This is a genomic window from Bordetella flabilis (assembly GCF_001676725.1).
Taxonomy (GTDB): domain Bacteria; phylum Pseudomonadota; class Gammaproteobacteria; order Burkholderiales; family Burkholderiaceae_B; genus Bordetella_C; species Bordetella_C flabilis.
Window position 1 is genome coordinate 203,987 of sequence record NZ_CP016172.1, and the last position, 19,785, is coordinate 223,771.

The 19,785-nt window shown below is 65.9% G+C and carries 18 protein-coding genes and 2 pseudogenes; 12 read left to right on the top strand and 8 right to left on the bottom strand.

Annotated features, from left to right (window positions below):
- Positions 1-59: 59 nt before the first annotated feature.
- A pseudogene (locus BAU07_RS27760) lies at positions 60-131 on the top strand (hypothetical protein); the annotation flags it as partial.
- 75 nt (positions 132-206) lie between these two features.
- Here BAU07_RS27760 and BAU07_RS27765 read toward each other — a convergent pair.
- Positions 207-326: pseudogene (locus BAU07_RS27765) on the bottom strand (HD domain-containing protein); the annotation flags it as partial.
- Positions 327-331: 5 nt separating this feature from the next.
- Entirely contained in the window at positions 332-1,300 is a 969-nt protein-coding gene (locus BAU07_RS00970; RefSeq protein WP_084025053.1) for a LysR substrate-binding domain-containing protein, read from the bottom strand.
- A 70-nt stretch (positions 1,301-1,370) separates the two neighbouring features.
- On the opposite strand from BAU07_RS00970, the gene BAU07_RS00975 reads away from it, so the two are divergent.
- The 4 genes from BAU07_RS00975 to BAU07_RS00990 are packed head-to-tail and all read left to right on the top strand — an operon-like array spanning position 1,371 to position 4,579.
- Complete coding sequence (locus BAU07_RS00975) at positions 1,371-2,060, top strand: HAD family hydrolase (protein ID WP_066652798.1); 690 nt, start codon at positions 1,371-1,373, stop codon at positions 2,058-2,060.
- Positions 2,057-3,064, top strand: coding sequence for a tripartite tricarboxylate transporter substrate-binding protein (locus tag BAU07_RS00980; protein ID WP_066652801.1), 1,008 nt, complete (start codon positions 2,057-2,059; stop codon positions 3,062-3,064). Before BAU07_RS00975 ends, BAU07_RS00980 begins: the two co-directional genes overlap by 4 nt.
- Positions 3,064-4,200, top strand: coding sequence for a DSD1 family PLP-dependent enzyme (locus BAU07_RS00985; RefSeq protein WP_415830249.1), 1,137 nt, complete (start codon positions 3,064-3,066; stop codon positions 4,198-4,200). The genes BAU07_RS00980 and BAU07_RS00985 overlap by 1 nt, the downstream gene beginning before the upstream one ends.
- On the top strand, positions 4,190-4,579 hold the full coding sequence (locus BAU07_RS00990; protein WP_066652808.1) for a RidA family protein: 390 nt from the start codon (positions 4,190-4,192) through the stop codon (positions 4,577-4,579). Before BAU07_RS00985 ends, BAU07_RS00990 begins: the two co-directional genes overlap by 11 nt.
- 62 nt (positions 4,580-4,641) lie before the next feature.
- On the opposite strand, the gene BAU07_RS00995 is transcribed toward BAU07_RS00990, so the two are convergent.
- The 3 genes from BAU07_RS00995 to BAU07_RS01005 form a co-directional block, all read right to left on the bottom strand.
- Entirely contained in the window at positions 4,642-5,640 is a 999-nt protein-coding gene (locus tag BAU07_RS00995) for a Bug family tripartite tricarboxylate transporter substrate binding protein (protein ID WP_066652810.1), read from the bottom strand.
- A gap of 128 nt (positions 5,641-5,768) precedes the next feature.
- Positions 5,769-6,734, bottom strand: coding sequence for a tripartite tricarboxylate transporter substrate binding protein (locus tag BAU07_RS01000; RefSeq protein WP_066652813.1), 966 nt, complete (start codon positions 6,732-6,734; stop codon positions 5,769-5,771).
- Between the two features lie 134 nt (positions 6,735-6,868).
- On the bottom strand, positions 6,869-8,149 hold the full coding sequence (locus BAU07_RS01005; protein ID WP_066652817.1) for a CaiB/BaiF CoA transferase family protein: 1,281 nt from the start codon (positions 8,147-8,149) through the stop codon (positions 6,869-6,871).
- A gap of 191 nt (positions 8,150-8,340) precedes the next feature.
- Here BAU07_RS01005 and BAU07_RS01010 point away from each other — a divergent pair, with 191 nt between their 5' ends.
- Positions 8,341-9,120: an enoyl-CoA hydratase-related protein gene (locus BAU07_RS01010; protein ID WP_066652819.1), complete on the top strand. Its 780-nt coding sequence runs from the start codon at positions 8,341-8,343 to the stop codon at positions 9,118-9,120.
- Between the two features lie 42 nt (positions 9,121-9,162).
- Here the strand turns inward: BAU07_RS01010 and BAU07_RS01015 are convergent, their stop codons facing one another.
- Positions 9,163-10,071, bottom strand: coding sequence for a transcriptional regulator GcvA (locus BAU07_RS01015; RefSeq protein WP_066652821.1), 909 nt, complete (start codon positions 10,069-10,071; stop codon positions 9,163-9,165).
- 85 nt (positions 10,072-10,156) lie between these two features.
- On the opposite strand from BAU07_RS01015, the gene BAU07_RS01020 reads away from it, so the two are divergent.
- Positions 10,157-11,344 (top strand): alpha-hydroxy acid oxidase, encoded by a 1,188-nt coding sequence (locus tag BAU07_RS01020; RefSeq protein ID WP_066652824.1) that lies wholly within the window; start codon positions 10,157-10,159, stop codon positions 11,342-11,344.
- Between the two features lie 60 nt (positions 11,345-11,404).
- Here BAU07_RS01020 and BAU07_RS01025 read toward each other — a convergent pair whose 3' ends face one another.
- Positions 11,405-12,394, bottom strand: a complete 990-nt coding sequence (locus tag BAU07_RS01025) for a Bug family tripartite tricarboxylate transporter substrate binding protein (RefSeq protein WP_066652827.1) — start codon at positions 12,392-12,394, stop codon at positions 11,405-11,407.
- A 259-nt stretch (positions 12,395-12,653) separates the two neighbouring features.
- Between BAU07_RS01025 and BAU07_RS01030 the strand changes: the two genes are divergently transcribed.
- The 3 genes from BAU07_RS01030 to BAU07_RS01040 all read left to right on the top strand — a co-directional run bounded on the left by BAU07_RS01030 (position 12,654) and on the right by BAU07_RS01040 (position 15,667).
- The gene (locus BAU07_RS01030; RefSeq protein WP_232338219.1) at positions 12,654-13,631 is read left to right on the top strand and encodes a DUF2242 domain-containing protein; all 978 of its coding nucleotides are present in this window, start codon (positions 12,654-12,656) and stop codon (positions 13,629-13,631) included.
- Between the two features lie 304 nt (positions 13,632-13,935).
- Positions 13,936-14,376, top strand: a complete 441-nt coding sequence (locus tag BAU07_RS01035) for a GNAT family acetyltransferase (protein ID WP_066652832.1) — start codon at positions 13,936-13,938, stop codon at positions 14,374-14,376.
- A gap of 304 nt (positions 14,377-14,680) precedes the next feature.
- A complete protein-coding gene (locus BAU07_RS01040; protein WP_066652843.1) occupies positions 14,681-15,667 on the top strand; it encodes a tripartite tricarboxylate transporter substrate binding protein in 987 nt (328 codons plus the stop codon).
- A gap of 49 nt (positions 15,668-15,716) precedes the next feature.
- Here the strand turns inward: BAU07_RS01040 and BAU07_RS01045 are convergent, their stop codons facing one another.
- Positions 15,717-17,099 carry an MFS transporter gene (locus tag BAU07_RS01045; protein ID WP_066652846.1) on the bottom strand — a complete coding sequence of 461 codons (1,383 nt, stop codon included), beginning with the start codon at positions 17,097-17,099 and terminating at the stop codon, positions 15,717-15,719.
- Between the two features lie 372 nt (positions 17,100-17,471).
- Here BAU07_RS01045 and BAU07_RS01050 point away from each other — a divergent pair, with 372 nt between their 5' ends.
- Both BAU07_RS01050 and BAU07_RS01055 read left to right on the top strand, forming a co-directional pair.
- Positions 17,472-18,518: a hydroxyacid dehydrogenase gene (locus BAU07_RS01050; protein WP_066652848.1), complete on the top strand. Its 1,047-nt coding sequence runs from the start codon at positions 17,472-17,474 to the stop codon at positions 18,516-18,518.
- Positions 18,519-18,734: 216 nt separating this feature from the next.
- Positions 18,735-19,700, top strand: a complete 966-nt coding sequence (locus BAU07_RS01055) for a tripartite tricarboxylate transporter substrate binding protein (RefSeq protein WP_066664486.1) — start codon at positions 18,735-18,737, stop codon at positions 19,698-19,700.
- Positions 19,701-19,785: the final 85 nt, after the last annotated feature.

A 19,785-nucleotide genomic window follows, 5' to 3' on the forward strand; every position in this document is an offset into this window, starting at 1 on the left:
ACTCGTCGTGTTCGGCAGTGGCGCCCGCGATGCAAGGAAAAGGCCATGGCCGCGTCCTCATGGAATATGCGGAGGAAATGGCCAGGTCACGGAACCTCGCCGCGGTCACCCTCTACACCCACGAAAAGATGCACGAGAACATCGCGCTGTATCCCAAGCTGGGCTTTGCCGAGGTCGGCCGCAAGACTGACGATGGCTACGCCCGGATGTTCGGCGGAGTTCTCCTTGCGGCTGCCGTCCAGCAGGGGGGATTGCCGCATGACGGTTTTGAGGCGGTCGATTTCCCTCGGGAAGCCCAGCTGCCTTTCCAATGTGGTCGATTGCACGATGGCTATGCCTTCGGTGCCGGTCGCCTTGGCACCACCGCGCCCTGCTTGGCCTGGAGCGCGGCATCCCGGTTGATACGGCGCTCCAGGAACTCGATCAGCGCCTGGACCCTCGCGGTGCGGCCATTGCGCGTCGGCACCAGCAGCATGATGGGCGCGCTGTCGAACTGCCAATCGGCAAGGACGCGGACCAGCTTGCCCTGCGCCACGGCCTCCGCGGCATCCCACTCCGAGCGCAAGACCAGGCCCAGGCCCTGTTCGGCCCATTGGCGCGCAACCACGCCATCGTTGGTCGAATAAGCCGGCGATATGCGCAGGGTTTCCTGTTCGCCGCTCTTGCGGCCGGGTGGCACGCTGCGTGGGCGAACGTGCCACAAGGTCACGTCCTCGTTGTTTTCGCGGATACAGATGCAGGTGTGCTTGACCACGTCGCGTGGCGCAAGAGGCACGCCGTGCTCATGCAAATACATCGGGCTGGCGCACAACCAGCGCTCGTTCGATGCCAAGGTGCGCGCGATCCAGGAGGAATCCCGGACGGTGCCGATGTGTATCACCGCATCCGCATCGTGCCGGTCCGGCCACGGGGTTTCGTGCAGGTCCAATTGCACGCGCAGGCCCGGGTGGGCGCGCGCGAATTCGGCGATCAGGGGCCCGATGTATTGCCGACCGTAGCCGAAGGGCGCGGAGATGCGCAAAGAGCCGGTGAGCTGGCGCGCCTCCCGTTGCAGCGAATCGCACAGGCTGTCGAGCTGCGTCAGCAGGGCTGTGGCATCGCGGGCGAAGCGTTCGCCTTCCGCCGTCAGGCTCAGGCGCCGGGCGGTTCGCGTTGCCAGGCTGACCCCCAGCGCCGCTTCCAGTTTCCGCAGCCGGATCGACAGCGCGGAAGGCGTCACATCCAGCGCACGCGCGGCCGCGCTTAGCGACGCCTCGCGCAGCAATGTAGCCGCGAGCTGCAGATCCTCGATCTGGACCATTAAATTGGCTTTAACGATAGATGGCCAATGATTAAAACACAGCACCAAGGTCGGCAGGTAGAGTGCGGCCATGGAACCGACACCTTTCCCCGAACCTTCATATCCGCGCGCGGTGCTGTTCGACCTGCTGACCGCGCTGCTGGACTCCTGGACGCTATGGAACGCAGCCGCCGGTTCTGCTGAACAAGGCCGTGCCTGGCGCGCGCGATATCTGCAATTGACGTATGGCTGCGGCGCCTACGAGCCCTATGAGGATCTGGTGCGTCGAGCCGCCCGGGATACAGGCCTGCCTGCCTCTGCACCGGTTTTCCTGGAGGAACAATGGGATCGGCTACCGCCCTGGGATGGCGCGCGCGAGCTGCTGGACGCGCTGCGCCCCCATTGTCGGCTGGCCGTCGTGACCAACTGCTCCCGCCAGCTGGGTGTCCGGGCCGCTGCGCTGTTGGGTATCGACTGGGACGTGATCGTGACCTCCGAAGAGGCGGGCTTTTATAAGCCCGATCCTCGTCCTTATCGTATGGCGCTCGACCGGCTGAACGTCGACGCCCGCGACGCCGCCTTCATCGCAGGATCGGGCTACGACATGTTCGGGACGGCTGCTGTCGGCTTGCGCACGTTCTGGCACAACCGCGTAGGGCTGGCCCTGCCTGCGGCGGCCCCCGAACCGGAACTTCAGGCCGCGCGATTGGAGCCTGCGCTGCCCTGGCTGCAATCTTTCAATGACCCGGCTCTACCGTCCGTGGACAAGGAGCGGCCATGACCCAATCCCGCGGCATTCTTCCAGCACTATTCGGCGGTTTGTTCGTTTCAGCGTCTTTGCTGGCCGCTGCGCTACCGGCGCGGGCGCAGGACGATACCTTTCCCCGTCGCGCGATTACCTTGATCGTCCCCTTTCCCGCGGGCGGGCCCAGTGACGCACTGGCGCGGGGATTCGCACAGCAGATGGGCAAGCGTCTTGGCCAGGCCGTGGTTGTCGAAAACCTGGCGGGCGCCGGCGGCACGATCGGACTGACACGCGTGGTCAGGTCCGCGCCGGATGGCTATACATTGGGCTTCGGAACGATAGGCACGCACGTGGCGAACGCTGCGCTCTACAAGAAACTGCCCTACGACCCGGTGGCGGATTTCCAGCCGGTGGGCCTGGCCGGCTCCGCGCCCATGGTATTGCTCGGGCGGGCCGATTTGCCGGCCAATAATCTGCAGGAGTTGCTCGCCTGGCTGGGGACCCATAAAGACACGGCTTCTTTCGGCAGTGCCGGCGTGGGTTCGATTTCGCATTACGGCTGTGTCCTGCTGCTTGCGGCGCTCAAGTCCAACGTTACCCATGTCCCGTACAAAGGCGTGGCGCCCGCGATGAACGACTTGATGGGTGGACAGACGGACTTCATGTGTGACCAGACGACGACCGCATTGCCGCAGATCGCCGGCGGCAGGATCAAGGCGCTGGCCGTGCTGTCCGCATCGCGTTTGCCGCAGTTGCCAAACGTCGCCACGGTGGCCGAGGCCGGGTATGTGCTGGACGTGCGGGCATGGAATGCGATTTTCGCGCCACGAGGAACGCCCGCGCCGGTGATGGCACGGCTGACCGCCGCGTTGACGGAGGCGGCCGCCGATCCCGAGTTCCGAAAACAGATGAATACCGTAGGCGTCGATCTACCCACCGGAAGCGGGGCCGCGCCTGCAGTCGTGACGGATTTGATAACCCGCGGTCTGCGCGATGACGTTCCGGCGCTGAAGACCAAAGTCGGTACACTGGACCAATGATGACTTCCTCTCTGCACACCCTCGATACGCCGGCCGCCATTATCGATGTGCCGCGCGCAATGAAGAATATCCGGCGCATGCAGGATCATATGAACGCACTCGGGGTCGCCTTCCGGCCGCATGTGAAAACGAGCAAGTGCGAACAGGTCGTGCTTGCACAGCTTGGAGCGGGCGCCCGGGGCATCACCGTCTCCACCTTGAAAGAGGCGGACCAGTTCTTCGCGAGCGGAATCACGGACATCCTCTACGCGGTCGGGATCGCGCCGCATCGGTTGCCTCACGCGCTTGAGCTGCGCAGGCGCGGATGCGCCCTGACGATCATCACCGACAGTGTGGTCTCCGCGCGGGAGATCGCCGACTTCGGCCGCGCGCATGGCGAGAAATTCCCGGTGCTGATCGAAGTCGATACGGATGGCCACCGCTCCGGCTTGCATCCCGAAGGCGACGAGCTCCTGAAAGTGGCCGCCGTGTTGCATGACGGTGGCATGGAGGTCAAGGGCGTCATGACGCATGCGGGTTCCAGCTATGAGCTCGACACGCCCGACGCACTCGAAACCCTGGCCGAGCAGGAACGCGCGGGCTGCGTGACCGCCGCTGAACGCGTGCGCGCGGCTGGCGTCCCGTGCCCGGTCGTCAGCGTAGGTTCGACGCCCACCGCGCTGAGTGCGAAGGATCTGCGCGGGGTGACGGAAGTGCGCGCCGGGGTCTACGTATTCTTCGACCTGGTCATGCATAACGTGGGCGTATGCGCCATGGGCGACATCGCGCTAAGCGTCCTGACGACCGTGATCGGCCACCAGCCCGAAAAAGGCTGGCTCATCGTGGATGCCGGATGGATGGCCATGAGCCGGGACGTCGGGACATCGAAGCAGAAGCGCGACTACAAGTATGGCCAGGTCTGCGCTATCGACGGCACGCCCATGGCCGGCTATCTGCTGAGCGGCGCCAACCAGGAGCACGGCATTGTCGCGCTTGAAGGGTCGGCCGACGCCGATATCGTCGCGCGCTATCCGGTCGGCACACGCCTTCGTATCCTGCCCAACCACGCCTGTGCCACGGGCGCGCAGTTCGAGAAATACCAGGCGCTGTCCCCTGACGGTTCCGTGCAGGAGTGGGGCCGGTTCCATGGATGGTGAACCGAATGCCGCCGTCCATGTGGCAGGGTTGGCCGCGCCGGGTGGCCATTACAGCCATGCCGTTGTCGCGAACGGCTTTGTCTTCGTATCCGGGCAGTTGCCCATCACGGCCGAGGGCGCGCGGCTGGTGGACGCACCGTTCGAGCAGCAGGCGCGGCAGGCGTTGAAGAATGTGGAAGCGGCGTTGCATGCCTGCGGCAGCCGCGTGGACAAGCTGGTCCAGGTGCGTGTCTATATCGACGCCATGGAGAATTGGCCTGCATTCAACTCCGTCTATGCTGCCTGGGCGGGCATGTCCAGGCCCGCGCGCGCGGTCGTTCCAACGGGGCCCCTGCACTTCGGTTTGAAGGTGGAGGTCGAGGCCGTCGCGCTTGTTTGAAAAGCCGCCCGGGATCCTGGGTCTTCCGGGACCCAGGCGGCCGCCGGGAAGGGGCTCCCGGCCTACGGTTGCGAAACGGGCTTCAAGGTCCTGCGTTGGAGCAGCGGCGCCCACCTTGCGTTCTCTTGCCCGATCAGCGTGCGGAAGGTCTCGGGCGTGTTGGGCGCCACGGGGGCGACGTAGCCGCGGTCAATGAATGCGTTCTGCAGTTCGGGCCTCATCAATGCCGCGTTCAGGCAGGCGTTCAGGCGTGCAATGACGTTCGGCGGCGTGCCGGTCGGGACCATGATGCCGGCCCAGTCTTCGATGTCCACGCTGGTAAGGCCGGATTCGCGCGCTGTCGGGACGTCCTTCGCGATGGCCAGCCGGCGCCGCGAGATGGCCGAGATCAAGCGAACCGATCCCGCCCGGATCTGGCCGATCGTGGCGGGCAGGGCATCGAACTGCACATCGACCCGTCCGGCCATCAGGTCATTGAGGGCTGGCGCACTGCCCTTGTATGGGATGTGCTCCAGGCTGACGCCGGTTTCTTCCTGGAACAGCTCGCATAGAAGATGGCCCGTCGTCCCGAAACCCGATGAGGCGCAGGTCAGCGTACCCGGATAGTTCTTCGCCATCGAAATCAGGTCGCTGACACTCGATATGGACGAGTCGGGGCCGGTGATGATCACGGTGGGCATGGTGGCCACCAGGGCTACCGGCACCAGGTCCTTCGCAAAATCGTAGTCGAGGCCGGCGTAAAGCGTTTTGTGCAGCGTGTTCGGTCGGCTGCTCAGGAAGAGGGTGTAGCCGTCGGGCGGGGTGCGGGCCACGGATTGGGCGGCGATGTTGCTTGCCGCCCCCGCGCGATTTTCGATGATGACCCTCTGGCCGAATACCTCCGCCATATGCTGGCCCAACAGCCTTGCCAGGGTGTCGGTCGCGCCGCCGACGGGATAGCCGACGACGAGCGTTATCGGTCGTTGGGGGTATGTCGGCTCGGCCCCTGCGCTGGCGGCCGCCAGTGGGACCGCGCTACCAAGCAGCATGGCAGCGGCGAGTTCTCGTTTGCCGAAATCCATGTTTGTCTCCTCCGTTCCGTGTTTCGAGTTGCGGGTTCGCGACTTCGGAGCGGAGGAGTGTGCAGCCGCCGGCCAGGTCGGTTCCTCCGGGCGGAGGAAAAGAAGACCAACCCAACGAGGATGGGACACTAGGTCGCCGTCACCTTGGCTTCCTTGATGACCTTGCCCCATTTCGTTTCTTCGTCGGCCATGAACTGCGCGAATTTCTCTACGGAGCCGCCGCCGCCTTCCGCGCTGTAGCCATCCATGGCCTTGGCCACGTCGGGCATGGCCAGCACGGTATCCACGTCACGGTTCATGCGCTCGGCCAGCGCCTTGGGCAGCCTGGCCGGACCGACCAGGCCATACCAGGTCGTGGCCTGGAATCCCGGGAAGCCGGACTCCGCGACCGTGGGCACATCCGGTAGCAGTCGCGACCTGGCGGCGTTGGTCTGTGCGATGGCGACCACCGCGCCATGCCGGATCTGCTGGATGGCCGACGGGACGGTCTCGAAGCTGAAATCGATGTGGCCCCCAAGCAGGTCCGTCATCATGGGACCGGAGCCCTTGTACGGCACGTGCACGGCGTCTACGCCGGCGCGCAGCTTGAACATCTCCAGAGCCAGATGCTGTACGGAACCCAGCCCCGCCGAGCCGAAGGTGATCTGGCCGGACTGCTTCTTGCACAAGGCCACCACGTCCTGCAGCGTCTTCACGTCATGCTTGCGGTTGCCGATCAGCACGGTCGGCGTTACGCCGACCAGCACGATGGGCGCGAAATCGCGCTTGACGTTGTAGGCCAGGTCGGGATACAGGCCGGGCGCCACGGCATGGCTGCTGAAGTTCGCCATCAACAGCGTGGTGCCGTCGGCGGGCTGCTTGGTCGTGTACTCGGCGGCGATGACGCCGGCCGCGCCGGGCCGGTTCTCCACGATGACCGAGGTATTCCATAGGGCGCCCAGCTTCTGTGCCAGCAGCCGCGCGACCGCGTCCGTTCCGCCGCCCGGAGGAAAGCCCACCACGATGCGTATGGGGGCGCTGGGCATGGCCTGGGCGCTCACCGCGGGCGCGGCGAGCATCGCCGCCGCGGCGCCGATGAAGTCTCTGCGCTTCATGTTGTCGTCTCCTTGATCTGTGTTTTATTCGTATGAGTATCCGCTTCCATCGAAGCGGGGGTATCGGCCTGGCGGCCTGCGCCTTGGGCTAAACCATTACTGCACTATCAGCGCTGCCATCACTACGGCGACCACTACGGCGATTCGCTGGCGAGGGATATGTGCGCTGCGGCCTGCGGCCGGGACGGCGTCGCCGTCCCGAAGGCGCCGCGCTGCCGCAGGGAGGCCAGGGCGTCCACGCCCAGGCCGGCTTCCGCCATGATCTCCGCCGTGTGCTGGCCGAGCAGGGGCGGGGGATGCCGCAGTTGCTGCGGCGTACCATGCAGCTTGACCGGAAAGCCCAACTGGCGGATGGTGCCTTCCACCGGGTGCGGCATCTCCAGGACCATATCGCGGGCGACGGCCTGGTCGCTGGCCAGCGCCTCGCCATAGTCGAGAATCGGCGCCGCCGGAATGCCGGCTTCCTGCAGCAGCGCGACCCATTCATCGGCCGTACGGTGTGCCAGGGTGCGTTCCAGTTCCTGCGCCAGCTCTTCCCGGCGGCTCATGCGCGCCACGTTATCCACGAAACGCGGATCGTCGCGCAGATCGTCGCGATCGAGTGCCTGGCACAAGAGGCACCAAAGCTTTTGATTGGCCGCGCCCAGGACGAAATAGCGATCCGCCGCGCGCAGCGCCTGGTAAGGGGCGCTCATGCGGTTGGCGCTGCCGATGGGCGCGGGCACGTTGCCGGTTCCCCAGAACTCCGCGACTTCCCAGATGGACAGGCCCAGCGCGCTTTCGAAGAGGGAGGCGTCGACGTACTGGCCTTCGCCGCTGCGGTCGCGGCCGGCCAGGGCGCTCAATACCCCGTAGGTCGCGAACAATCCCGCGCCCAGGTCGCCGACCGGGACGCTGCTTTTGACCGGCGGCGAGCCCGGGTGGCCCATCACGCTCATCATGCCGCTCATGGCCTGGGCGATCAGGTCGAAACCGGGCCGCCGCGACCAGGGTCCGGTCTGCCCGAAGCCCGAGATGCTGGCGTAGACCAGTCGCGGGTTGATGCGCCGCAGTGTCGGATAGTCGATCTTCAAGCGGGCCGCCACGCCGGGGCGATTGTTCTCCACCAGCACGTCGGCCGTCTTCACCAGGGCGTAGAACGCCTCCAGGCCCGCTTCGGTCTTGAGGTCCAGTGTGATGCTGCGCTTATTCCGGTTCAGCGCCAGGAAGCCGCCGCTGTCCTCGCCCTTGAGCCGGAAGCCCATGGAGCGTCGGGTCTGGTCACCTGTCCCGGGCGGCTCGACCTTGATGACGTCGGCGCCCATATCGCCCAGCAACATGCAGCAGAACGGACCGGCCATGACATGACTCAGGTCGAGTACCCGCAGATGCGATAGCGGCAGTGCCCTGTCCGGCCCGCTTCGTTCCGATGCCATGCTTCCTCCGTCGGCTTGCTTGAGTCAGGCCAGGCAGTGTATGGACCGCCGCGGCACGCGGGCAACCGACATTTTCTTGAAGGATGGCGTAGATTTTTTCGTTTGGCCGTGCAGGGAATGCCACCTAGACTGGCGCTCCCACTTCGCGCGCCGTCTTGCCCGGCGCACATACCAGGAAAGGATGGAACGTCATGTCCGAATCGATTCTGCTGCAGCGCGATGGCGGCATCGCGACCGTGACGCTTAACGCGCCGCAGCGAATGAACGCCCTGGACCTGGACATGTGGAGGCTGCTGAAGGAACGCTTCGACGCGCTGTCGGCCGACGACAGCGTGCGCTGCATTGTCCTGCGCGGCGCGGGCCAACAGGCATTCTGCGCCGGCGCGGACATCGAGGAGTTCCCGCGTGTGCGCAGCACCGCCGAACAATCGCGGGCCTATTCGGAGATCACGCAGGCCGCGTTGCGCGCGATCGGCGAGTGCCGCCATCCCACCGTGGCCCTGATCCACGGGGCGTGCGTGGGGGGCGGACTGGAGATGTCCACCTTGTGCGATATGCGCATCTGCGGTGCGTCCAGCCGCTTCGGCGTGCCGATCAATCGGCTGGGCCTGGTGGTCTCGTACGAGGAATTGCGCGGGCTGGCTTCACTGGTGGGCAAGGCCGCCACGCTGGAAATACTGCTGGAAGGCCGGGTGTTCGGCGCGGAGGAAGCGCTGCGCATGGGGCTGGTGAATCGCATCGTGGCGGACGACGCCGTCGATGAGGAAGTCGCGGCGACGGCCCGGCGCATCGGCCATGGCGCGCCCCTGGTCGCGCGCTGGCACAAGAAATTCCTGCGCCGCCTGGAGGATCCCGCGCCGCTCACCGACGCGGAGCGCGACGAGGCGCATCACTGTTTCGATACCGAGGATTTCCGCATCGGCTACCGTGCCTTCCTGGACAAGACGCGGCCGACCTTTGTCGGGCGCTAGGGCGCGTTGCGAACGCGGGAGCCCGGCGCGATGTCGCACCTGTCATTGCGGCGGCGTGGCCGCCTCGGCACGGATCCAATCGATGAACGTCGCCACGCGCACGTCCTCCGCGCGATCCGGCGGAAAGACCATGTAGTAGGCGTAGGCGACTGGCAGCGAGATATCGAAGGGCCGCACCAGGCGGCCCGCCGCCAGGTCCAGCTCTACCCAGCGGTCCTTGGTCAGCGCCACGCCCAAGCCGTCGATGGCTGCATTGATGACCAGATGGCTGGGGGAAAACGACAGTCCGCGCGAGGCATCGATGTCGTCCACGCCGGCGTGGCGCAGCCATGCCGACCAGTGCGGGTTGCTGCCGTCCTGGTAGACGCTGCCATCGTGCAGCAGCGTGTGGTGCTTCAGGTCGGCAGGATGGCGCAGCGGATGGTCACCTTCCATCAGGCGCGGACTGCACACCGGGAAGACCTGCACCGACAGGCAGGGCTCTACATGCAGCCCGGGGTAGGCGCCGCTGCCGAAGCGGATCGCGATGTCGAACTCGTCGCGCGAGAAGTTGGGCGCGTCGGACACGGTGGATACGCGCAGGTCGATTTCCGGATGCGCCTTGACGAAGCGGTCCATCCGGGGGATCAGCCACTTGGCGGCGAAGGTCGGCGGAATGTCGACACGCAGCGTCGGCGTCAATTGCGCGCGCAACTGCCGGGTCGCATCGGAGAGTACGCCGAAGGCCTGGCGCACGGCGGGCAGATAGGCCCGCCCGGCGGCCGTCAGCGACAGCGTCTTGGCCTCGCGCGTGAACAGCACCACGCCCAGGTGCTCTTCCAGTGTCTTGACCTGATGGCTGACCGCCGACGGGGTCACGCACAACTCGTCCGCGGCGCGCGTGAAACTGGCGTGGCGGGCCGCGACCTCGAAGGCACGCAGCGGGTTCAAGGGCGGAAGGTGGCGCGCCATGGCGGATGGGAACCTGGGGTTGTCGCGTGTGCGAGGCACACGTCGCAATGCATGGCAAAACGATAGCACGGAGGGAAAGGACCGCATGAAACCCATCACCAGCATCGAGGATCTGCGCCAGCTCGCCCGCAGGCGCGTGCCACGCATGTTCTACGAATATGCCGATTCCGGTTCCTGGACGGAATCGACCTATCGGGCCAATGAAGCGGACCTGGCCGCCATCCGCCTGCGCCAGCGCGTCGCCATCAACCTGGAACAACGCAGCGTGCGTACCACCATGCTGGGCCAGGACGTCGCCATGCCGGTGGCGATCGCGCCTACCGGCCTGACCGGCATGCAGCACGCCGACGGCGAAATACTGGCCGCGCGCGCCGCGCAGGCCTTCGGCATTCCATTCACGCTGTCCACCATGAGCATCTGCTCGATGGAGGACGTCGCGCAGGCAACCGGCGGCCATCCGTTCTGGATGCAGGTCTATGTGATGCGCGACCGTGGTTTCGTCGAACGCCTGGTGCAGCGCGCCCGGCACGCCAATGTGTCGGCATTGGTGCTGACGCTGGACCTGCCTTTCAGCGGACAGCGCCACAAGGACATCAGGAATGGCCTGACCGCGCCGCCCAGGCTGACCCCTGGCAATCTGTTCGATATCCTGTCCAAGCCGCGCTGGTGGTCCGCGATGCTGCGGACGCGGCGCCGGACGCTGGGCAATATCGTCGGACACATCGATGGCCTGGACGACAACGTACTGCTTTCCGAATGGTGCGCATGCCAGTTCGACCCGAGCCTGAACTGGGCCGACGTCGCGTGGCTGCGGCGCATCTGGGAGGGCAAGCTGGTCCTGAAAGGCATACAGGATGTCGAGGACGCGCGCCTGGCCGCCGACGTCGGGGCCGATGCGATCATCGTTTCGAATCATGGCGGCCGGCAACTGGATGGCGCCGAGTCGTCCATCGTGGCGCTGCCGGAGATCGCGGACGCGGTCGGGACGCGCCTGGAAGTCCATATGGACGGCGGCATCCGCTCGGGCCAGGACGTGCTCAAGGCCATCGCGCTGGGCGCGCGCGGCACTTACATCGGGCGGGCGATGCTGTACGGCCTGGGGGCGATGGGGCAGGCCGGCGTCACCAAGGCGCTGGAGATCATCCGCAAGGAACTGGACCTTACCATGGCCTTCTGCGGCCACACGGACATCCGGCAGGTCGGGCCGGATGTGCTGCGACCGGCCCGTCGGGCGGAGCTTGGAGAGCCCCTGGCGCTGCGCCGGGCTGCCTGAAGTGATGGTGCGGCGGCTACGGCCGTATGGTCGCGCTCGCGACCCTGGATGTTGGTTTCATCACGGTGTTGTACTGACCCCGGCTTCCACGAGAACCGGGGTCCAGGTCTCGGTTTCGACGGCAATCAGCTTGCGGAAGGTATCCGGTGTATTGGGTCCGGATGGTGCGACGAAGCCACGCGACATGAGCGCTTCCTGTAGCGCCGGATCCGGCAGCAGCGTATTGAGACATGCGTTCAACTGCCCAATGACGGGCGCCGGCGTGCCGGCTGGGGCCATCAGGCCAAACCACGTTTCCATGTCGACGCCGCGGACGCCGGACTCTTCCATCGTCGGGATATGGCTGATGACGGGCTGCCTTTTACGCGCCATGACGGCGATCGCGCGGACCGAACCTGCCTTTATGTAAGGAAGCGCGCCGGGGAGCGAGAAGGAGAGCAGGTCTACCCGCCCACCGATGACATCGGCTATTGCAACCGCACCGCCACGGTACGGCACATGGAGCAGCTTGGTATGGGTGGCGCGCTGGAGCAGTTCGCATAGAAGATGCGTGTCGGAGCCGAAGCCCGTGGAGGCGCAAGTCAGTGCGCCGGGTTGCGCCTTGGCGAGCGCGATCATGTCCTTGACCGTGACGATCGGTGCTTGCGCCGCGGTGACGAGCACGCTCGGTACGGTTGCGAGCAGGCCGACCGGGACGAGGTCCCTGGCGAAATCGAACTCGGCGCGCCCGTATACCACTTTGTGAAGCGCGTTCGACCGGGTGCTGATGTACAAGGTATGGCCGTCCGGCGGGGCGTGCGCCACGGATTCCGCTCCGATGTTGCCTGAGGCCCCTGGGCGGTTTTCCACGAGCACCTTTCTCCCGAAGGCCCGTTCCATGTGCTGCGCAAGCAGCCGGGCCAGGGTATCGGCGCCTCCTCCGGCGGGAAAACCGACCACGATGGTGATGGCGCGTTGCGGGTAGTGAAGCTCTGCGGCGGAAGCCGGCGTGCCGGTGGGCAGAACAGTGCCCAGGAACGAGAGTGCGGCGAGCATGCGCGTGCGATACATAACTGTCTCCGTTTACCTTTGTGGGTGGGAAAGGCTGGTGCGTGGCCGATGTGGCCCGATGAGTTGCCGCACCGCGCCGCATGTTCCGGTATGGCGGTCGGCATCGGTCTTGTATCGGCCGCTTCAGTTCGTTGAAGCTGGGAACAATCAGAAGCACGCAGCGGAGATGGGCGGGGATAATGTTGCGGAGCAACCACGGTGGCCGAGCAGGTCGCCGCGTCTTTCCAGACGTCCCTGAACCCAAAATGGCAAACCGTCGATGACAACCAGGCAGTCCGTCCTTTCCCGTACCCCACCTTCGGCGCGCGCCACCGGCGATACCCCGGCCTGCGGGTATGGACGCCGCGGCGATATGCTCGCCGGCATCGTTACAGTCGCCTTTTCCCTGCTGGTCCTGGCCGGATGCGCCGGCAACCGCCCGCCGGCTTATCCGGAAACCTTCAGCGACACGAGCACCTATTCGCGCACGTATCCCGCCACGGACAAGGCCACGTGCGAAGCGGCGCGGCGAGCGCTGCTTAGCCAGGGCTATACCATCGCAAAGGCGCAGGCCGATGGGGTGGAAGGACAGAAGAACTTCCAGGTCGAGGAAGACAAGCACCAGGTGATTTCCTTCCACGTGACCTGCACCTCGGACCACCAGGCCTCGCCGAATACGTCGGTGTTCGTCAGCGCGGTGCAGGACAGGTACATCATCAAGAAGGTCAGCAGCTCCGCGGGGGTCGGGCTGAGCGTGCTCGGGTCCGTTTCGATGCCTTTCGGATCGTCGGATGATTCGCTTGCCAAGATCAGCAGCGAGACAATTTCCTCGCCTTCGTTCTACGAAGGTTTCTTCGACTTGATACAGCGCTACCTGCCAAAGAATGCGCCGGCGGATGCCGGAAGCGGATCCCGTGCTCCCGGTACGCCTGCCAAGGTCCCGCCCGCCGCCGCTACGCCGCCGGCTTCGAGCGCAGGCCCCGCGCCGGCATCGGGTGCGCAGTCGGACGCGCCTGCGGCGGCATCCCAGCCATCCGGAGCACCGGGCACGTCGGGGGCGCCAGCGGCGTCGACGCCGGGCCCGACGCCCCCGCCCGCGCCGACCTCCGCGCCGGCCTCCACGTCCACGCCAGCGTCCACACCCTCGTCAGCGCCCTCGGCGCCCGCCGTACCGCCGGCGCCGGCGGACGCAGGCAGTCCGGCGGCGGCCGGCCAGAACGCCGCCGAGCCGCAATCTGCGCCGTCTCCGGATAAGTAGGTTCCACGCGCCGAGCGCGGCCTTCATCGTCCTCGCCGTCACGATGAAGAATCTATTGCCGTGCAATGCCTGGCGTGATAGTTTTCGAATCATGTTTGCCCACGCCCGCGGCATTTTCGCCAACATCGCTTTCCGACGAATCACTCGACGCCCATGTTGAGTGGTTCGACGCTGTCCGAACGCTGAATTCCCGGCGTTTCCAACCGAAGGCCACGATTCCTGTCGTGGCCTTTGTTTTTTCCGGACCGCCATCGGGCAGGTGTTTCAAGGCCTTCGCTTCCATCCCTGTGCAAGGAGCGAAAGCATGCAGTATCCCGATCTCCATATAAGACCCTATCGGACCGCCGACGAGGCGGCCGTTATCGAGCTGTGGCGGCAATGCGGGTTGACGCGGCCGTGGAATGACCCGCGCAAGGATATCGCCCGCAAGTCCACGGTGCAGCCGGAATGGTTCCTGGTCGGCGAGGTCGGTGGCCGGGTGGTGGCTTCCGTCATGGCGGGCTATGACGGCCATCGCGGATGGATCAATTATCTTTCGGTGGATCCCCGGCATCGGCGGCGCGGCTATGCGAAGGCGCTGGTGGCAAACGCGGAGCGGTGTTTCATCGATGCAGGCTGTCCCAAAATCAATCTCCTGATCCGAGGCGACAACACGGCGGTGCAGCACTTTTATCGCGGCCTGGGGTTCAGCCAGGACGATGTGCTGAGCTTCGGCAAGCGGCTGATTCCGGATACACAGGGATAGGCGACTGGCCCTTGTGCGCGGTGGGCGCGCGACACTCGTCCTCCAGCGCCAATCGCGCTTCCGACTGCGCGGTGGGCCGGTACACGCTAAAAATGCGTCCATATAACGAGATATCGGCCCTCTACCGATCCCTGTCGTTTCGTCCCGGGTGCAAAGTGTGATCCGAGCGGGCTGGGCCTATGACGGAGACGCTGACCCCGCTACGGCAATCCACCCGCTTCACCGCTCCACGCTTGTCCACAAATAGATCGATCCGCTCCAACAGAGCGGGCACGGCCGCGGCCGTCGCGGCGAAGGAGACATCATGCGCACATGGAAAAACGCCACGTTGAGTGGAAGGGTCCTGCTTGCCTGCGTCGCGTCAGCGATGTGCGTGGGAGTAGTCCATGCGGAGTCGTATCCGGACAAGCCGATCAGGATCATCGTGCCCTACGCGCCTGGCGGACCGTCCGATATCGTGGTGCGAGCGATCGGCCGGGCGCTGGAAAAGGAAATCGCGCAGCCATTCGTCGTGGAGAACCGGCCGGGGGCGAACGGGACGCTCGGCGCGATACAAGTGGCGACAGCCAAGCCGGACGGCTATGAACTGGCCATCGCGCCGGTCGGCATTTTCAGACAGCCTTATATCCAGAAAACCAGTTTCCATCCCCTCCGGGACCTGACCTTCATCAGCGCATTGGTCGATTACAGCTACATGATCGCCGTACGCGCGGACTCGAAGTGGACGAACATCAATGATTTCATAACCGATGCCAGAAGCCACCCCGGCAAATATAGCTACGGCACGCCTGGCGCCTTCAGTACGCCGCATCTTTCCATGGACGAACTGGGCACGCGCGCGGGGATCAGGTGGACGCACATTCCCTACAAGAGTGCTTCGGACATCGTTACCGCGTTGTTGGGCAAACAGGTGGACGTTATCGCCGGTACCGGGTCTTCGACGCTGGACCAGTATGTGGCCAACGGCAGCGTGCGGGTGCTGGCCGCCATCAGCGATCCGCGAAGCGCGTTGCATCCGGAGTGGCCTACCTTGAAAGAGCAAGGCTTCCCCATCGTGGCCAGCGCGCCATTCGGCCTGGTGGGGCCGGCCGGCATGAAGCCCGAGCGCGTACAGCGGATCGCCGACCTCTTCGACAAGGCAATGAGCGACCCCGGGTTCCGGCGCATCGCGAAGGACAACGCGATCGAAGTGCGTTATCTGGGGCCGCAGGCCTATGCCGACTACGCGAAGAACACCTATGCCCAGGAGGGCGAGCGGATGCCGCGTCTGATGCAGAACATCAAGCCCTGACCCGACCGGGCAGGGCCTGTTTTCCGAGCTCGGTGTCAGGGCGCGAGGCTCACCGCACGCCCGGCACGCCATGGGCGTCCAGTGCCTTCAGTTCCCGTTGCGATGCCTTGGTGCCGGGAATCTCCGAGCCGCGCAGCGAGTGCCCGGCGGTTTCCACGACGTAGCGCAAGGCAATGGCCCCGACCACGCAGGCGGCCATCATGTAGTACGCGGGGACCAGGTTGCTGCCGGTCATGCCGATCAGCCATTCGTTGACCGCGGGCGCGGTGCCGCCGAACAGCGAGGTCGAGACGTTGTACGCGATGGCGAAGCCGACGAAGCGGACCTGCGTGGGGAACATCGCCGGGAAAGTGGCGGAGATCGTCGCCAGCTGGGGCACGTAGAGCAGCCCGAGGAGGGCATAGCCGACGATGGCGCCGGCAAGGCCGGTCGCCATCAGGTGAAAGAGCGGAATCGCCAGCACGAAAAGGCCGGCCAGCGACGCGCGCCACATCGGCTTGCGGCCCAGCCTGTCGGAAAGCCGTCCGGCGAAGGGCAGGAAGAGCATCATGAACAGCATGCCGATGATGGGGACGATCAACGCTTCGTGCGTGCTCAGGCCGAGCTGCCGCGCGAAGTATGTCGGCGCGAAGCTCAACAGGGTGTAGTTGACGACATTCAGCGCGACGACCAGGCCGCCCAGGGCCAGCACCTGGCGCTTGTAGCCGGCGAAGCAGTCCCTGACGCTGCCCTTGGCCTCGGCCACGGGGCTGTCCTGGAGCGCGGCTTCCGCTTCGCGGAATACCGGCGTTTCCTTCAGGCGCGAGCGCAGGTACATGCCCACCAGCCCCATGGGCGCGGCGATGAAGAAGGGGATGCGCCAGCCCCAGGCATGCATGGCTTCCTCGCTGAGCGCCAGGGAAAAGCCCAGCATCAGCAAGGCGCCCAGCGAGAAACCGCCCAGCGTGCCCACCTCCAGGAAGCTGCCGCAGAAGCCGCGTTTCTTGTCGGGCGCGTATTCCGCCATGAAGGTCGCGGCGCCGCCGTATTCGCCGCCGGTGGAAAAGCCCTGCACCATGCGGAGGATCACCAGCAGCAGCGGCGCCCAGAAGCCGATGGAGGCATAGGAAGGGATAAGGCCGATGGCGAAGGTGGCGCCCGACATCATCAGGATGGTCAGCGCGAGGATGGCTTTGCGTCCCAACCGATCGCCCAACGGGCCCCAGAACAGGCCGCCAAACGGCCGCACCAGGAAAGAGATGGCGAAGGTCGCCAGCGCGAACAGCGTCGCCTGCTGCGTGTCGCCGGGGAAAAACGCCGCCGAGATATAGCCGACGCCGTAGGCATAGATGCCGTAGTCGAACCACTCGGTAGCGTTGCCGACCGCCGATGCGGCGATGGCGCGGTTCAGGACATGGGAAGGGGGATGTTGCGTGGCTTTCGTTAACGCCATCGGTTCTCCGTGATTGTGATCGGTGTGCTCCGGCCTGCCGATACGCGGGTAGCAGCTGGGCGAAGCGGAGCCTTTGGGGGGCCCTTAGGGTATCGGCCCCGACGGTTCGTGCGCAAACGCGGCGGCGCTCTAATGCAAAGATATGTTTCCGCGCCGAGACGCCAACGTGCCCAGGCGTAGCGCTCCCGGCGCAGGGCCGCGGCAGACAATGCGCGGGGAAGCATCGATACTGTGCCGGACATGCGCCGCTCTGCCATGGCATCGCGGCCGCGGACGGATTAGGTTGCAAAAAAGCAAAGCGTCTCGGCGCGAAATTTTCGCTTTAGTCGGATGCCGACCTTCGCTACAGTGGCCACAAAACAGGGAGGAGACATGACCCATGCGCGCACGCCTTTTCAGGTGAGCCGGCTGGACCTTTGGATCGATGCAGCGTTCGACCGGCGCTTCGCCGCGGAACAGGACATTGTCTTGAAGGTTGCCGCGGCACACGGCGCGGCGGATGAGACGTGGCGGACACTGCAGGAGGCCGATGTCTATCACGTCACGGCCGCGAAGGACGAGTTGCCGCCGCAGTGGTTCGTGGGCGAGCCGCTGTTGCAGCGCTGTCCCCGCCTGCTCTGCGTGTCCTCCGGCGGCGCGGGTTACGACACGGTGGACGTGGCGGCGTGTACCCGCGCCGGCGTGCTGGTCGTGAACCAGGCGGGTGCCAACGCCGTGTCGGTGGCCGAGCATGCCTTCGGCCTGATGCTGGCGGTGACGCGCCGCATCGTCGAGTCGCATGTCCGCCTGCGCGGCGAGCGCGGCTTTACGCGTGAAGACCTGATGGGTAGCCAACTGAGCGGCAAGACGCTGGGGCTGGTAGGGCTTGGTGCGATCGGCACGCAGACCGCCCGCATTGCGCGGGGTTTCGGGATGCCGGTGCTGGCCTACGATCCCTACCTGGAGCCGGACCAGGCGGCCGAACGCGGTGCACGGCTGTGCGCGCTCGACGAGCTGCTGGCGCAATCGGATGTGGTGTCGCTGCATTGCCCGTTGACGCCAGAAACGCGCGGCATGTTCGGCCGCGAGCGACTGCGCGCGATGAAGCGCGGTGCGCTGTTCGTCTCGACCGCGCGTGGCGGCATCCATGACGAGGTGGCGCTGTACGAGGCCCTGCGCGATGGGGCGCTGGGCGGAGCGGGGCTGGACGTGTGGACGGTGGAGCCGCCGGCGCAGGATGCGCCGTTGCTGTCGCTTCCCCAGGTGGTGGCGACCTATCACACGGCCGGCGTGACGCATGAGGCACGGCGCAATGTCGCCGCGATGGGGGCCGAGCAGATCGTCGCCCTGCTGCGCGGCCAACGCCCGTCGCGCATCGTCAATCCCGACGCATACGAGTTCTTCAGGCGACGCTACGCGGCGCGCATCGGCGCGTCGTGACACGCGAAGCGGCGTGGGCGGCAAACGGATTTCCATGGACAGGCGCGGATAGACGCCGATAAGGAGGCAGGGATGATACGGACAGGAATGCGGAACGTGCTGGATCCATTGCGCCGGACCGGTGGCCGCGCGGCATCACGGCCGGCCTATGCCCGGCCCGGAACAGGCCGCGACGAATCGCGGTCATCGTCACGCCGCGCGGCGGCCGGTCGGAGACTGCGGCCCTTCGCAAGGCTGGCGGCGCTGCTGGGGCTGGCCCTGGCGGCGGGCGCCCCGGCGTGGGCGGTCTACCCCGAACGGCCCATCAACCTCATCGTTTCCTATGGCCCTGGGGGAGGGACCGACCTGGTCGCGCGGATGATGGGACCCTTTTTGCAGAAGTACCTGGGCGGCGATGCACGGATCGTGGTGCTGAACCGGCCCGGCGCCGGCGGTGCGATCGGCTTCGCCGAACTGGCGAACGCCGCGCCGGACGGCTACACGATCGGGTTCCTGAATACGCCGAACGTCCTGACGGCGCCCATGGAGCGGCAAACCACCTTCACCTGGCAGAGCTTCGACCTGCTGGGCAACCTCGTGGATGACCCGGGCGCCTTCACCGTGCGCAAGGGCAGCGAGATCACGACGCTGGCCGACCTTGCCAAGTACGCCAAGGCGAATCCGGGCAAGGTGACGGTGGGGACGACGGGCACGGGGTCCGACGACCACATCGCCATGCTGCAGTTCCAGCGCGCCACGGGGACGACGCTCACGCACGTGCCGTACAAGGGCGCGGGTGAAGTCCGCGGCGCGATGGACAGCGGGCAGATCGTCGTGGGCGCCATGAACGTCGGCGAGGCCCTGCAGTACATCAAGGGCGGCAGCGCCCTGGTTTTCCTGGGGCAGATGAGCAAGACGCGGTCTGCGCTGGCGCCGGATGTGCCCACGTTCGCAGAGCAGGGCTACAAGCTGGAACAGGCCTCGCTGCGCGGGCTCGCGGCGCCGAAGGGACTGCCGGCCGACATACGGGAGAAGCTGGTCGAGGCGGTACGCAAAACCGCGCAGGACCCGGCGTTCCAGCAGAAGGCGGCGGAGCTCTACGCGCCCTTGCGCTACCTTGCGCCGGCCGAGTATTCCGCGGAACTGCGCGCCACGGAGACGGAATATCGCGCCCTGTGGCAAGCCATGCCGTGGAAGGAGTAGCCGGGATGCGGTAGCGAAAAACGGTCGTGAGGAGGTGGGGCGGGCCGGTCGCGCGGCTTCAGGGGGCCGCCGCCCGTCGCCGCGC